The sequence below is a fragment of the Pseudomonas sp. UW4 genome, assembly GCF_000316175.1.
GTDB classification, from domain to species: Bacteria; Pseudomonadota; Gammaproteobacteria; order Pseudomonadales; family Pseudomonadaceae; genus Aquipseudomonas; species Aquipseudomonas laurylsulfatiphila.
Genome location: NC_019670.1, coordinates 2,196,383 through 2,208,943 on the forward strand (window position 1 = coordinate 2,196,383; position 12,561 = coordinate 2,208,943).

Here is a 12,561-nt window from a genome sequence, read left to right on the forward strand (position 1 = left end):
GCTCAGAAACCAGAGCTCAAAAACCAGAGCCCCGGCAGGACCTGACTGCCGGGCAGAGAGAATAAAAATGGACACGATCGTCAAGAGTTACCTGCAGAAATTCGGCGTCAGCGAAGCCACCCAGACCTTCCTCAGCAAGGTCCAGAAAATGTTCATCGGCGGCGCCTGGGTCGAAGCCAGCGACGGCCAGACCTCCGATGTCATCGAACCTTCGACCGAAGGCCTGATCACCCGCATTCCCATGGGCACCACCGATGACCTGGACCGCGCCGTGCAAGCCGCCCGCGCGCAGTTCGACGGCGGCGCCTGGCGCCAGGCCAAACCGGCCGAGCGCGAGCGCATGATGCAGCGCCTGGCCGACCTGATCGAACAGAACGCTGCCGAACTGGCGGAAATCGAATCGATCGACATGGGCAAATCCGTGGCCTTCGCCAAGGACGTGGACATCCAGGGCACCGTCGATACCCTGCGTTACTTCGCCGGCTGGGCCACCAAGCTGCACGGCCGCACCGTCGAACCTTCGCTGCCGGGCAACTACCTGGCCTATACCCGCAAGGAAGCGGTCGGCGTGGTCGGTGCCATCGTGCCGTGGAACTTCCCGTTGCAGACCATGGCCTGGAAGCTCGGCGCAGCGCTGGCGACCGGTTGCACAGTGGTAGTCAAACCCGCCGAACTGACCTCGTTGTCGGCCCTGCGTTTCGCTGAACTGGTGCAGGAAGCGGGCATCCCCGACGGCGTGATCAACATCGTCACCGGGCGCGGCAGTGTGGTCGGTGCGGCCATGGCCACCCACCCCGGCATCGACAAACTGACCTTCACCGGCTCGACCCCGGTCGGCCAGACTGTCGGCCGCGCAGCGCTGGATGACATGAAGCGCCTGACCCTCGAACTCGGTGGCAAATCACCGGTCATCGTCTGCGCCGACGCTGACATCCCGGCCGCCGCCCAAGCGGTCGCCAACGGCGTGTTTTTCAACTCCGGGCAGGTATGCGACGCCGGTACACGGGCCTATATTCATAGCAGTGTCTACGACCAATTCCTGGGTGAGCTGATCGCCTACACACGCACCCTGAAAATGGCCCCGGGCCTGGACCCGGACTGCTTCATCGGCCCACTGGTTTCGGCCCTGCAAAAGCAGCGGGTGACCGAGTACATCGAGACCGGCAAGGCTGAAGGCGCGAAACTGGTCTACGGCGGACAAGCGGTCGATGGCCCAGGCTTCTTCGTCGAGCCGACCATCTTCGCCCATTGCCGCAACGACATGCGCATTGTCCAGGAAGAGATCTTCGGCCCGGTGCTGGTCACCGCACCTTTCGACGATGAAGAAGAGGCCCTGGCCCTGGCCAACGACTCGCCTTACGGCCTGGCAGCCGCACTGTATTCCAACGACCTTGGCAAAGTGCACAGCTTGATCCCGCGCCTCAAGGCCGGCTCGGTCTACGTCAATGCCCACGGCACCCTCGATCCGTCGATGCCGTTCGGTGGCTACAAACAGTCCGGGTTCGGCAAGGACCTGGGCGCCGAGCAGCTCGATTACCTGCTCGAAACCAAGGCGGTCTGGATCACGCTGCCAGGCTGATGCTGATCAGTTAAGACAAGGAACAATGCAATCCCTGTGGGAGCGAGCTTGCTCGCGATAGCGGACTGTCAGCCAACATCAATGTTGCATGTCACGCCCCCATCGCGAGCAAGCTCGCTCCCACAGGTTTTGCGCCAAAGTTGAAAGCAATTGCACCTTTGAAATTCGGGAACGGCAAGGACGCGCCCCGGGAGTCGTTCACCCGAAAGAACGCGGTTATCTCGTCATGATCTTCCAACAATAAGAGACCATCATGAACACTAACGCCAAGTCAGCCCCGAGCGTGTCCAGCCTCGATGACAAACCCGTCGTCGAAAGCCATTCGATCGATTTCATCCCCGAGAACGAGCGCACCGACAAACTGTCGAGCCAAGGCCCGTTCTGGTTCCTCGGCAACTTCACCTTTTTCACCATGACCATCGGCTTCGTCGGCCCGAGCGTCGGCCTGACCGCGCTCTGGACCACCCTGGCCGGCACGCTGGGCATCATGTTCGGCACGCTGTTCATGGCGTTTCACGGTTCGCAAGGCCCACACCTGGGCCTGCCGCAGATGATCCAGTCCCGCGCGCAGTTCGGTTATCGCGGGGTGATCCTGGTGCTGCTGGCGACGCTGTTCGTGTTCGCCGGTTTCAACATCGTCAACCTGGTGCTGATGATGCAGGGGCTGCACACGCTGTTCGGTTTCAGCCCTGCGGTGATCGCGGTGGCGGTGACCATCCCGGCGGCGGTGCTGGCGATTCTCGGCCATGACTGGATGCACCGCAGCTTCAAATGGGCACTGTTCCTGTCGTTGCCGCTGTATGGCCTGGTGACCATGGCGGTGCTGATGGGTTGGGTGCCGGATGCGGTGCTGCCGGCACTCGCGGAAGGCGAAGTGGCCCGTGAACCGCTGGGCTTCAACTGGACCGGTTTCATCGCGCAGTTTGCGGCGGCCGCCAGCTACAACATCGCCTATGCGCCTTATGTGTCGGACTACTCGCGCTACCTTCCGAAAAATACTTCCAGCGGCAAGCTGATCGCCGTGGTGTTCCTCGGGGCTTCGCTGTCCGGTGCATGGATGATTTCCGTGGGGGGCTGGCTGGCCGATCACCTGCATACCACTGACGTGCTGGTGGCCCTGGGGCAAGTCGGCAACACCGTGTCGCCACTGATGGGCACGGCGGTGGTGGTGGTCACCATCCTGGCGTTCCTGCCGGTGATCGCGATGAACATCTACAGCGCCAAGCTGACCACGCTGACCTGCGTCGACTCGATCAAGCACATCGAACCCACCCGCAAGGCACGCATCCTGGCCATCGGCTTCGTGATCCTGCTGCAACTGGGCGTGGCCCTGAGCATCCAGAGTTCGGGCAAAGGCCTGTCGGTGCTGGGGATCTACCTGGTGGTGATGCTGTACTTCCTGGTGCCCTGGACCTCGGTCAACCTCACCGATTACTTCTTCGTGCGCAAGGGCCGCTACGCCATCCCGCACTTCTTCATGCCCCACGGCAACATCTATGGCAGCTGGGGACTGCGCGGGATCGCCGCCTATGCCATCGGTTTTATCTCGATGATTCCGTTCTTCTACATCTTCGACGGCGTTGAACAGCGCGAGGTGTATGTCGGCCCGCTCGCCAAGGCACTGGGCAGCATCGACATCGCCTGGCTGGTCGGGTTGATCGTCTCGGGCCTGGCCTACTACTGGCTGAGCCGCTCGATCGACCTCAAGCGCGAAGAAGCGGTGATCCAGCAGATCGAAAAAACCTCCCCGCAATACACCACCGGCGACACGCTGACCCACAAACAGCAGCCACTGCCGGTATTCACTGAATCGACGGTCGGGAGATGACCATGGCTACGCAAAAATACGACTACATCATCATTGGCGCAGGCTCGGCAGGTTGTGTGTTGGCCAACCGCCTGAGCGAAGATCCGGCCACCTCGGTGCTGGTCCTGGAATTCGGCGGCAGCGACAAGAGCGTAGTGATCCAGATGCCCAGTGCCTTCTCGATCCCGATGAACACCAAGAAGTACAACTGGCGCTACGAGACCGAGCCGGAGACTTTCCTCAACGGTCGGCGCATTCACTGTCCACGGGGCAAGGTGCTGGGCGGTTCGTCTTCGATCAACGGCCTGGTGTACATCCGTGGTCATGCGCTGGATTTCGACGAGTGGGAATCCCTGGGCGCTGAAGGCTGGGGCTATCGCAACTGCCTGCCGTACTTCAAGCGTGCCGAGAGCTATGAGTCGGGCGGCGACAGCTATCGCGGGCAGACCGGGCCCTTGCACACCACCAACGGCAACCACATGAAAAACCCGCTGTACGGTGCCTGGGTCGAAGCCGGCGCGGAGGCGGGCTACATCAAGACCGAAGACTGCAACGGCTACATGCAAGAGGGTTTCGGCGCCATGCACATGACCGTGAAAAACGGCGTGCGCTGCTCCACGGCCAATGCCTATCTGCGTCCGGCCATGGGTCGACCGAACCTGACGGTGATCACCCACGCGATGACCCGCCAGGTCATCCTCGAAGGCAAGCGTGCGGTCGGAGTCATGTATGACCACGGCGGCCAGACCCACCAGGTGCTTTGCAACCGCGAAGTGCTGATCTCGTCCGGCCCGATCGGCTCGCCGCACCTTCTGCAACGCTCCGGCATCGGCCCGGCGGACGTCCTGCGCAAAGCCGGGATCGGCGTGCGCCATGACCTGCCGGGGGTAGGGGAGAACCTGCAGGATCACGCCGAGGTGTACATCCAGTTCGGCTGTAAGGAACCGGTGACCCTCAACAGCAAGATGGACCCGCTGAGCAAGCTGATGATCGGTCTGCGCTGGCTGCTGTTCAAGGACGGCCTGGGCGCCACCAACCACTTCGAGGCCGGTGGCTTCATTCGCTCCGAGAAGGGCCTGCGCTGGCCGGACATCCAGTTCCACTTTCTGCCGGCAGCGATGCGCTACGACGGCAACAAGCCGATCAAGGGCCATGGCTTCATGGTGCTCACCGGTCCCAACAAACCGAAAAGCCGTGGTTATGTTCGGGTGCGCTCGGCCGACCCGTACGAGCATCCGGAGATTCGCTTCAACTATCTGGAGCGGGAAGAGGACCGCGAAGGATTCCGCCGCTGCATCCGCCTGACCCGCGAGATCATCGGCCAGAAAGCCATGGACCGCTTCCGCGACGGCGAAATCGCCCCGGGCGCGCAGGTGACCAGCGACGAAGACCTCGACGCCTTCGTGCGCGACAACCTGGAAAGCACCTACCATCCCTGCGGTTCATGCCGCATGGGCGAGGACGACATGGCGGTGGTTGATTCCCAATTGCGTGTGCGCGGCATCGCCGGTCTGCGGGTGATCGATTCGTCGGTGTTCCCGACCGAGCCGAACGGCAACCTCAATGCGCCGACCATCATGCTGGCTGAGCGGGCGTCCGACCTGGTGCGTGGCGTGCAGATGCTGCCGTCAGCGGATGTACCGGTTGGGTTGGTCGAGGGCTGGGAAAGCAGCCAGCGCACTTCACTGCCGGGGCGTAATGTGCGGGTCTGATTGCAACCCGCAATCAATGTGCAAACCTAATGTGGGAGCGGGCTTGCTCGCGAAAGCGGTGTGTCATTCAACATTTATGTCGACTGACACGGCCTCTTCGCGAGCAAGCTCGCTCCCACATTGGGTGGCGGTGCTTTCAGAAAATTTTAAGTCGCTGTTCCGTTGCCATTGCTAGTCTGTAAATCCTTGAGACCGCAATGGAGCACCCTTATGGCTATTCAGGCCCTGCGCGCCGACGCATCGCATATCGACCAGATCGCCCCTCTGTTTGACGCCTACCGGATGTTCTACGAGCAGCCGTCGAACCTGGCGCAGTCCCGCGCCTTCATCGCCGAGCGCATTGCCCGGGATGAGTCGGTGATTTTTCTTGCCCGGGACAACAACGGTGAAAACCTCGGCTTCGTCCAGCTGTTCCCGACCTTTTCCTCGATTGACGCCCATCGTACCTGGCTGCTGGGTGATCTGTTCACCACGCCCGCTGCCCGGGGCAAAGGTGTCGGCACCTTGCTGATGAACACCGCACGGGATTTTGCAAGGCTGGCCGGTGGCAAAGGCATGACCCTGGAAACCGCCACCGACAATTTCACCGCCCAGCGCTTGTATGAGTCCCTGGGCTGGGTGCGCGACCCCGGTTACTACACCTACTGCCTGGATCTGAAAATAGACTGAGCCAGCAAGCCTTTCAGGCAAACACCGGCCGCATGAATGAACGCTCGTAGCTGAGGATGAATTTCCGGTCTTCGGCGTATTTGAACGCCGCGATGCACTCCGGATCGTTCATCGATTGCTGCCGGTAATGTTCGTAGGCCGCCAGGCTGGGAAAGGTGAACAGCGCCAGGGCGATGTTGTTGGCGCCTTCAGACGGCAAAAAGTAGCCGTGGTGCTGGCCGCCGAACTTCTCCACCAGGGGGATCCACAACTTGCCGTAGTGCTCGAATGCCTCGAGTTGGTAGGGGTCGAGCACGTATTTCAGGTAGCAGGTCACCATTGTTTCACTCCTTGATCAGGTTTTGAGGGCAGTCGCCACTGTAATCAACAGTGGGCGCCCGGCACAGCCGCTTGTTCGACATTGACCGGTAAGTTTGCGCCAGAGGCCTGCATTGGCGCCGCCGCACTATTGGTTCAGTCAATAGTCACCATCAAGCATCGCAAGTTCTGTTTTTTGCGCAAAGGCGGAAAATTGCCGGCATTGAACACGCTGCTCAAGGAACCTGCGCGATGAAGATCCTGATCCGACTGGCTGCTGAGTTCGTTGCACAAGACCTTTGAACGGCGGGCAAGCCCATTCACCGTAGATTGCTTTTCAGGACCTGATTCATGCGCACTTTTTTTGCCCCGATCCTGGCCTTCGCCTCGCTGTTGCTGGCCGGTTGTGCCACGCCGAACAATCCGACCATGACCTTGCAGACCAGCAAGTCGCCCGAGCAGTACACCCATTGCGTGGTGCCGAAGTTGCAGCACGATGCACTGGCACCCACGGTGTCGCAGACCCAGCGCAGCTACCGGATCGTCGTATCGAGCAAAGTGGCGGCGGACAACGTGCTTGAAACCTACAAGGCCTCGAACGGCGGCAAGGTGTTCCTGTACGAGCGCAAGCTGCTGGCGTCGACCTTCGTGCCGTCCAGTTTCGAGCGTGCGGCGCAGGAATGCCTGTAAGCGCAATTTCAGGCAAAAAAGCCGCCGGGAGAGGCAGCAGAAAATTAAAGCACGCATTGGATGACTGGAGTATGGCGGTCGGTGCATGACAATTCGATGACGACTTGATGGCCATTCGTCAGGACACCAAAAATCCCGCTGCGAGTGATTAACTGTGGCGAGGGGGCTTGCCCCCGTTCGGCTGCGCAGCAGTCGTAAAATCATTCAGTGCAGTTTGTCTGGCAAATCGCACCGCCTGATTTTGGGGGGCGCTGCGCAACCCAACGGGGGCAAGCCCCCTCGCCACAGGTCCTGTGTTGAGTCAGTAAACCTCCGGCACGATGATTTCCTGCGGCACAGGTCCCCGCGAATAGTCTTTCTGGCGCTCACGCTGCGGCAATTCGATCACCGGCAACTCGACTTCCTCATAAGGCATCTGGCTCAGCAGGTGATGGATGCCGGAGCGGGCAAGCATGCGCTCGAATTCCGGTACGGTGCGCAAGAACTCGCTGCTGTCATCCGGGTGTCATCGAAGCCATGGCAAGATCCTCGCAATCCGTCTTGAGTGCCCGACGGCCGTCAGTCCGCCGGCAGATGAATGTGCAAGGAACCCCGTATGAAAGACGCCCCGCTGTTTGCCGCCATCGACCTGGGTTCCAATGCGTTTCGCCTGATGATTGGTCAGTCGGTGAGACGAAACCAGCAGATGGTCATTCAGGAAGTGAAGACCCTGCGCGAACCGGTGCGTCTGGCCGAAGGTCTGCAGGGCGGGGCGCTCGATGAGTTGGCGCTGGACCGTGGCTGGCAGGCGCTGGCGCGATTCGGCAAGAAGCTGCGCGGTTTTGAGGCCGGACGCGTGCGGGCGGTGGCCACCAGTGCCGTGCGCGAAGCGGACAACGCGCCGCTGTTCCTGGCCAGTGCCGAGCGTCACCTGGGCTTTCGCATCGACGTCATTTCCGGTCACGAAGAGGCACAACTGGTCTACGCCGGCGTCGCCCACACCTTGCCGGCGCAAAGCACGCGGCTGGTGGTGGATATCGGCGGTGGCTCCACGGAAATGATCATCGGCCGTGGCGACCGGTTGCTGGTCACTGAAAGCATTGCCATCGGCAGCGGCACTTTCGGTGCGCATTACTTCCACGGTGGGCGGATCGTGGCCCAAGCGCTGCTGGAGGCCGAACGCGCGGCCACGGTGCAATTCGAACGCGTTGCCCACCGCTACCGCGCCATGGGCTGGCAGCAGGCGATCGGCTCTTCAGGGACGGCGCGGATGCTGGCCAAGGTGCTCAAGGCCAATGGCCTGAACGATGACGGGCTAAGCGGCATCACCTATGGCGGCCTGTTGCGCCTGTCGTTGCGCCTGCTGGAAGTCAAACATGTGAAACACCTCAAGTTGGCCGGTTTGCCGACCCACCGCCTGAGCATTCTGCCCGGCGGTCTGGTGGTGATGCTGGCGGCGTTCAAGGTGTTCGGGATCACGCATATGATTGCGTCTGAACCGGGATTGCGGCTCGGCGTACTGCATGGATTGATGAGCAAACACTGACAACCTGCCAGCCGAGGTAAACCCATGACCGAACCACGTCGCGTGCTGTTCGTCTGCGCCAGAAACGATGTCCGCTCACCCATGGCCGAAGCCTTGCTTCGCCACACCGACCCTGCCGACTTCCTGGCCTTCAGCGCCGGGCTTGAGGCCACCGAGATCGATCCACGCACCTTCGAATCCCTCGAACACATCAATGTCGATGCCAGTGGCTTGCGTAGCAAGTCCCTCGAGGATTTCGAAGGGCAGGAATTCGACTACGTCATCACCCTGTGCGACAAGTCCCGCGAAGAGGCCGCGCGCATGCCGTTTTCCGGTGAAGTGATGGTCTGGAGCTTCGAAGACCCGACCACCAGCGAAAGACACGAGCCGTTCCGCCATACCCTCCAGGAAATCGGCGACCGCATCAAAATGTTCGTCACCGTGAAAACCCGTCCCGCGCCCCAGGCACCGTCAGTCAGCGATTCCTGAAAAGCCGCGAACAGCGTCTACCCTCATCGGTCACAACCATCATGATGAGGGTGCAGACAGTGATGAAAACGGACAAGGTTGAATCAAACGAAGCCTGGGCGCTGATCGACGAGCGAATCCGCGAACTGGCCGACTGGCGCGGCGAAACCCTGGCCCGCCTGCGCAAGATCATCCGGCAGGCCGACCCCGAAGTGATCGAAGAGTGGAAGTGGCGTGTGCCGGTGTGGTCCCGTGCCGGCATCCTCTGCACCGGCGAGACTTACAAGCAGGTGGTGAAGCTGACCTTCGCCAAGGGCGCGTCGCTGGACGATCCGTCGAAGCTGTTCAATGCAAGCCTTGAAGGCAATACCCGACGGGCGATTGATATCCGCGAGGGCGAGCAGATCGATGAAGCGGCGCTGACGGCGTTGATTCAAGCGGCCATTGAGCTCAATACCTCCCGAACCAAAAAGTAACTCAGTACACAGCCCCCCTGTGGGAGCGAGCTTGCTCGCGATAGCGATCTGTGAGGCACCTTTGATGTCGACTGACACTCCCTCATCGCGAGCAAGCTCGCTCCCACATTGGGCCGTGCCCACCTGACTGTTTTGGAGAACCTCAGCTGTCATGTTCCAATAGCGAGCCATCGCAGACTGGAAACGCAACATGAAGAAAATCGCCGCCCTGGCCCTCGCCCTGGCACTCAGCGCTGGCCTGTTCAGCACACCCACCCTTGCTGGGGGCGATGTCCAGGCCGGGGAGAAAGTGTACAAGCGCCTCTGCAGCGGCTGCCATCAGATCGGCGAATCGGCTCGCGCTTTCTTCGGCCCGCAGCTCAATGGCGTGATCGGCCGCCAATCCGCCGTCACCACGGACTATGTGTATTCCGACGCGATGAAATCCGCCAACCTGGTCTGGGATCGCGAAACCCTGATCGCCTACCTTGAAGCGCCGAAGAAAGTGGTGCCTGGCACGCGCATGATTTTCTGGGGCCTCAGTGACCCGGAAAAAATCGAAGACCTGTTGGCCTATCTGCAAACGTTTCCGGCGCAGTAATCACTCGCCGGCGGCCTTGTGGAAACCCGATCACCACCGAGTCAGTGTTGCTCAACCCTAACGGCAAGGTGGTACGGCTCGACATCGACGCGATCTCCGCCGGTGGTGGGGGGATTCACTGCGTGACCAGCCATCAGCCGATAGCGTGAAGACTCCAGGTTGCACACAAAACCTGTGGGAGCGGGCTTGCTCGCGAAAGCGGAGTGTCAGTCAACATCTCTATCGACTGTTTCACCGCCTTCGCGAGCAAGCCCGCTCCCACAGGGTAATTTGCTGACTCAGGCTTTTGTGGCCTTCAGATAAGCACCGAGGCGCCGCCCCATTTCCTCACCCAACGCCTGCAAGCCACTCAGCGGCCGCACCATCACTTCAAACTCGACAATCCTGCCCTGTTCGTTGAAGCGGATCATGTCGATGCCCTTGAGCTCTTTATCGCCGACTCTGGCGCTGAATTCGAGAATCACGTTCAAGCCATCCGCCGTCGCCAGCTCGCGGTGATAGGAAAAATCCTCGAACACGTTCATGACCGTGTTGAGGATCATCGACACCACTGGCGCCCCCGGATACGGCGTGTGCGCCATCGGCGAGCGGAACACCGCCTGCGGATCGAGCAGTAAGGGCAAAGCGCTCAAGTCGCGGTTGCCGAGCATTGCGTGCCACTGCTTCATGGACGCGGCGACATTGGGGTTCAGGTTCAGCTCAGACATCTTCAACTCCTGTTTTTATTGTTGTGGTGCGAAAGCGTTGATCGATAACCCTGGCGGCATCGTCGGCCCATTGCAGGTAGAGCATCGGCCCCGGATGAAAACCATCGCTGGCCATCAAGCCCGGTTCGGGTGCCAGCGGGGTGGTCAGCATCGTGCATTGATCCACGCCTGCGGCCAGATCCGCAAGCCGTGCGTTGAAACAACGCGCCCTGAACCCCAGAAACCAGCGCAGCGGCTGCGGCAGGGCAGGGAACAAATGCATCGGCGGAAGCGGCGAGACCACAATCTGCCTCACCGCGAACCTGTCGCACAACAGCCTCATCAAGCGCTGTTGCCGAGCGAGCCACTGATCCAGGGTGAGCGAGCTGGTGACATCGTTGACGCCAATCGACAACAGCGCCACATCGAACGGCTCGGGGGCGTGCTGTTCGAGCAGCTCCAGCAACCCTTGCGAATCCAGGCCGGTGCGCGCCCAGAGTTTCCATGACACCTGATAATCCTCGACCAGGCGCTCCACCAGCCGACCGCTGAGCGCCTCACCTTGAGTCGCCGCCCCCACACCCGCTGCGGCGCTGTCGCCGACAATCAACAACCGCAGAACATCGCCGCTGCCGGCCACGCCTTGGCGTTCACCTTCGGCCTCCGGCAGCTTCGGCGTCACCCGTCGCGTGTACAGGCCCTGAATCAGCAGCAACGGGCCGAGCAGGATTTTGGCGAGGGTTTCCGTATGGCTCATGGGCAGGCGCCTGATTGAAGAGAGAGATTAGCCGGCGAACTCGTCATCGAAAATACTTTCGATAGGCAGCGCAAATGCCCGGGCAATCTGGAACGCCAAGGGCAGGCTGGGATCATAGCGGCCATTTTCGATGGCATTGATGGTCTGCCGCGAAACATTCAACAACGCCGCCAGATCGACCTGCGACCACTTGCGTTCGGCACGCAGTTCCTTGAGACGGTTTTTCATTGGTAGCGCCGCTTGGCCAGTCTGAGCCCGACCATCCACATCAGGCCCATCACTGGCCACACACAGACCCAGGACACATGTGGAAAGCCGACATTCTCCAGAAAGCCGTAGGTGAAGGTCAGCAGCGCCGAAGCGGCAAAGGCAAAACCGAGCGCTTCGTACTGGATACGCAAGTGCATTTCGTCCAGCGTGCGCATGTTGCGCACCACTGCCCAACACATCAGCCCCGCAGGAATCACCGGCAACAGCGTGATGACGATCTTCAGCGCCATGGCCATTTCCTGCTGATCCTTGAGCAGGATAACCGACAGGATCAGCAGTACCGAGTACAGCGCTGCTGCGGCGCCCATTTCCATGTAATAGCGTTTCATTGCTTCTTCCTGATGTAAAAGACCCTTTACATCTTCGCCGGGGATTTCACGAATGTAAAGGGTGTTTTACATCGCGGTCAGCCGACTGTCTCCGGTTGCCGCGCAGGCGGAGCCTCTTGTGTACGCAACTGATGGCTCATGTCGTTGCAGTTACGCGACCAGTCCGTCAACCATGGCGGCATCGACGGCGATTGCTCTGGCAAACCCAGCTCCAGCGCGAATTCACCGGGTGCCACCGTGCCTCTACCCGCGCGGAACAGACCGCGCATCACCACCACGCCGACCACCCGGCCCTTGCTGACGAAACGGTGCTCCATAAAGCTCCACTTGTCGTCCCAGCCAAGCATACGGGTATGTATTTCAAAGGCTTCGAACAGGCGCAACTCTCGGCGGAACTTGCCCCAGGTATCGCCGACAATCGGCACGGCCTTATGACGAAGCGCCACACGAAAGGCCCCGCTGCGCAGTACGTAATCCATTCGCCCGATGTCTGCCAGCGTGAAATAGCGACCGTTGGTGACGTGCCGGTTGAGGTCCAGATCCAGCGGCCACACGCGCATGCGCACAACGGTGGTCGCCGAGGCGTCCACGGGTTTGCGCCACGGGCGACGCAACAGCATGAGGAAAAGTCGAAACCAGAGATTCATAAGTGCGCCACCGTTGGGTTGATGGCTGCACTTTAGGCCTTGTAAATCGGCTAAGGTAGGTGCGCAAATGACATTTTACATGCGAAAAGC

Annotated in this window: 15 protein-coding genes and 2 pseudogenes; 10 read left to right on the forward strand and 7 right to left on the reverse strand. The window is 60.6% G+C overall.

All coding sequences use genetic code 11. The annotated features are described in order from the left end of the window. Positions 1-67 precede the first annotated feature (67 nt). The 4 genes from PPUTUW4_RS09540 (at position 68) to PPUTUW4_RS09555 (ending at position 5,767) form a co-directional block, all read left to right on the forward strand. Entirely contained in the window at positions 68-1,579 is a 1,512-nt protein-coding gene (locus PPUTUW4_RS09540; RefSeq protein ID WP_015094433.1) for an aldehyde dehydrogenase family protein, read from the forward strand. 253 nt (positions 1,580-1,832) lie between these two features. Beyond that, complete coding sequence (locus PPUTUW4_RS09545) at positions 1,833-3,407, forward strand: cytosine permease (RefSeq protein WP_015094434.1); 1,575 nt, start codon at positions 1,833-1,835, stop codon at positions 3,405-3,407. Between the two features lie 2 nt (positions 3,408-3,409). After that, complete coding sequence (betA, locus tag PPUTUW4_RS09550) at positions 3,410-5,098, forward strand: choline dehydrogenase (RefSeq protein ID WP_015094435.1); 1,689 nt, start codon at positions 3,410-3,412, stop codon at positions 5,096-5,098. Positions 5,099-5,308: 210 nt separating this feature from the next. After that, entirely contained in the window at positions 5,309-5,767 is a 459-nt protein-coding gene (locus PPUTUW4_RS09555; protein WP_015094436.1) for a GNAT family N-acetyltransferase, read from the forward strand. 13 nt (positions 5,768-5,780) lie between these two features. Here the strand turns inward: PPUTUW4_RS09555 and PPUTUW4_RS09560 are convergent, their stop codons facing one another. Next, entirely contained in the window at positions 5,781-6,086 is a 306-nt protein-coding gene (locus tag PPUTUW4_RS09560) for an NIPSNAP family protein (RefSeq protein WP_015094437.1), read from the reverse strand. A gap of 329 nt (positions 6,087-6,415) precedes the next feature. Between PPUTUW4_RS09560 and PPUTUW4_RS09565 the strand changes: the two genes are divergently transcribed. Beyond that, positions 6,416-6,754: a hypothetical protein gene (locus PPUTUW4_RS09565; RefSeq protein ID WP_015094438.1), complete on the forward strand. Its 339-nt coding sequence runs from the start codon at positions 6,416-6,418 to the stop codon at positions 6,752-6,754. 301 nt (positions 6,755-7,055) lie between these two features. On the opposite strand, the pseudogene PPUTUW4_RS29070 reads toward PPUTUW4_RS09565, so the two are convergent. Further along, positions 7,056-7,196, reverse strand: a pseudogene (locus PPUTUW4_RS29070) (polyphosphate kinase 2); the annotation flags it as partial. 153 nt (positions 7,197-7,349) lie between these two features. On the opposite strand from PPUTUW4_RS29070, the gene PPUTUW4_RS09570 reads away from it, so the two are divergent. The 5 genes and pseudogenes from PPUTUW4_RS09570 to PPUTUW4_RS30605 all read left to right on the forward strand — a co-directional run. Continuing rightward, on the forward strand, positions 7,350-8,279 hold the full coding sequence (locus tag PPUTUW4_RS09570; protein ID WP_015094440.1) for a Ppx/GppA family phosphatase: 930 nt from the start codon (positions 7,350-7,352) through the stop codon (positions 8,277-8,279). A 24-nt stretch (positions 8,280-8,303) separates the two neighbouring features. Next, positions 8,304-8,747, forward strand: a complete 444-nt coding sequence (locus PPUTUW4_RS09575; RefSeq protein ID WP_015094441.1) for an arsenate reductase ArsC — start codon at positions 8,304-8,306, stop codon at positions 8,745-8,747. Positions 8,748-8,809: 62 nt separating this feature from the next. Beyond that, positions 8,810-9,202, forward strand: a complete 393-nt coding sequence (locus PPUTUW4_RS09580) for a DUF1801 domain-containing protein (RefSeq protein WP_041474820.1) — start codon at positions 8,810-8,812, stop codon at positions 9,200-9,202. 190 nt (positions 9,203-9,392) lie between these two features. Further along, the gene (locus PPUTUW4_RS09585) at positions 9,393-9,782 is read left to right on the forward strand and encodes a cytochrome c family protein (protein WP_015094443.1); all 390 of its coding nucleotides are present in this window, start codon (positions 9,393-9,395) and stop codon (positions 9,780-9,782) included. A 50-nt stretch (positions 9,783-9,832) separates the two neighbouring features. After that, positions 9,833-9,931 (forward strand): annotated as a pseudogene (locus PPUTUW4_RS30605) (agmatine deiminase family protein); the annotation flags it as partial. A 129-nt stretch (positions 9,932-10,060) separates the two neighbouring features. Here the strand turns inward: PPUTUW4_RS30605 and PPUTUW4_RS09590 are convergent. From PPUTUW4_RS09590 to PPUTUW4_RS09610, 5 genes are all read right to left on the reverse strand, one after another. After that, positions 10,061-10,489 (reverse strand): nuclear transport factor 2 family protein, encoded by a 429-nt coding sequence (locus PPUTUW4_RS09590; protein WP_015094444.1) that lies wholly within the window; start codon positions 10,487-10,489, stop codon positions 10,061-10,063. Further along, positions 10,482-11,225 (reverse strand): SGNH/GDSL hydrolase family protein, encoded by a 744-nt coding sequence (locus PPUTUW4_RS09595; RefSeq protein WP_015094445.1) that lies wholly within the window; start codon positions 11,223-11,225, stop codon positions 10,482-10,484. Before PPUTUW4_RS09595 ends, PPUTUW4_RS09590 begins: the two co-directional genes overlap by 8 nt. 27 nt (positions 11,226-11,252) lie before the next feature. Next, positions 11,253-11,453, reverse strand: a complete 201-nt coding sequence (locus tag PPUTUW4_RS09600; RefSeq protein WP_007988375.1) for a helix-turn-helix transcriptional regulator — start codon at positions 11,451-11,453, stop codon at positions 11,253-11,255. Beyond that, on the reverse strand, positions 11,450-11,824 hold the full coding sequence (locus PPUTUW4_RS09605; protein ID WP_015094446.1) for a hypothetical protein: 375 nt from the start codon (positions 11,822-11,824) through the stop codon (positions 11,450-11,452). Before PPUTUW4_RS09605 ends, PPUTUW4_RS09600 begins: the two co-directional genes overlap by 4 nt. A gap of 77 nt (positions 11,825-11,901) precedes the next feature. Then, on the reverse strand, positions 11,902-12,471 hold the full coding sequence (locus tag PPUTUW4_RS09610) for a thioesterase family protein (RefSeq protein ID WP_015094447.1): 570 nt from the start codon (positions 12,469-12,471) through the stop codon (positions 11,902-11,904). Positions 12,472-12,561: the final 90 nt, after the last annotated feature.

Coding starts and splice junctions, on each gene's coding strand:
- PPUTUW4_RS09570 (WP_015094440.1), top strand. CDS start 7,350: ATGAAAGACGCCCCGCTGTTTGCCGCCATCGACCTGGGTTCCAATGCG.
- PPUTUW4_RS09605 (WP_015094446.1), bottom strand. CDS start 11,824: ATGAAACGCTATTACATGGAAATGGGCGCCGCAGCAGCGCTGTACTCG.
- PPUTUW4_RS09575 (WP_015094441.1), top strand. CDS start 8,304: ATGACCGAACCACGTCGCGTGCTGTTCGTCTGCGCCAGAAACGATGTC.
- PPUTUW4_RS09555 (WP_015094436.1), top strand. CDS start 5,309: ATGGCTATTCAGGCCCTGCGCGCCGACGCATCGCATATCGACCAGATC.
- PPUTUW4_RS09590 (WP_015094444.1), bottom strand. CDS start 10,489: ATGTCTGAGCTGAACCTGAACCCCAATGTCGCCGCGTCCATGAAGCAG.
- PPUTUW4_RS09540 (WP_015094433.1), top strand. CDS start 68: ATGGACACGATCGTCAAGAGTTACCTGCAGAAATTCGGCGTCAGCGAA.
- betA (WP_015094435.1), top strand. CDS start 3,410: ATGGCTACGCAAAAATACGACTACATCATCATTGGCGCAGGCTCGGCA.
- PPUTUW4_RS09585 (WP_015094443.1), top strand. CDS start 9,393: ATGAAGAAAATCGCCGCCCTGGCCCTCGCCCTGGCACTCAGCGCTGGC.
- PPUTUW4_RS09600 (WP_007988375.1), bottom strand. CDS start 11,453: ATGAAAAACCGTCTCAAGGAACTGCGTGCCGAACGCAAGTGGTCGCAG.
- PPUTUW4_RS09580 (WP_041474820.1), top strand. CDS start 8,810: ATGAAAACGGACAAGGTTGAATCAAACGAAGCCTGGGCGCTGATCGAC.
- PPUTUW4_RS09610 (WP_015094447.1), bottom strand. CDS start 12,471: ATGAATCTCTGGTTTCGACTTTTCCTCATGCTGTTGCGTCGCCCGTGG.
- PPUTUW4_RS09560 (WP_015094437.1), bottom strand. CDS start 6,086: ATGGTGACCTGCTACCTGAAATACGTGCTCGACCCCTACCAACTCGAG.
- PPUTUW4_RS09545 (WP_015094434.1), top strand. CDS start 1,833: ATGAACACTAACGCCAAGTCAGCCCCGAGCGTGTCCAGCCTCGATGAC.
- PPUTUW4_RS09565 (WP_015094438.1), top strand. CDS start 6,416: ATGCGCACTTTTTTTGCCCCGATCCTGGCCTTCGCCTCGCTGTTGCTG.
- PPUTUW4_RS09595 (WP_015094445.1), bottom strand. CDS start 11,225: ATGAGCCATACGGAAACCCTCGCCAAAATCCTGCTCGGCCCGTTGCTG.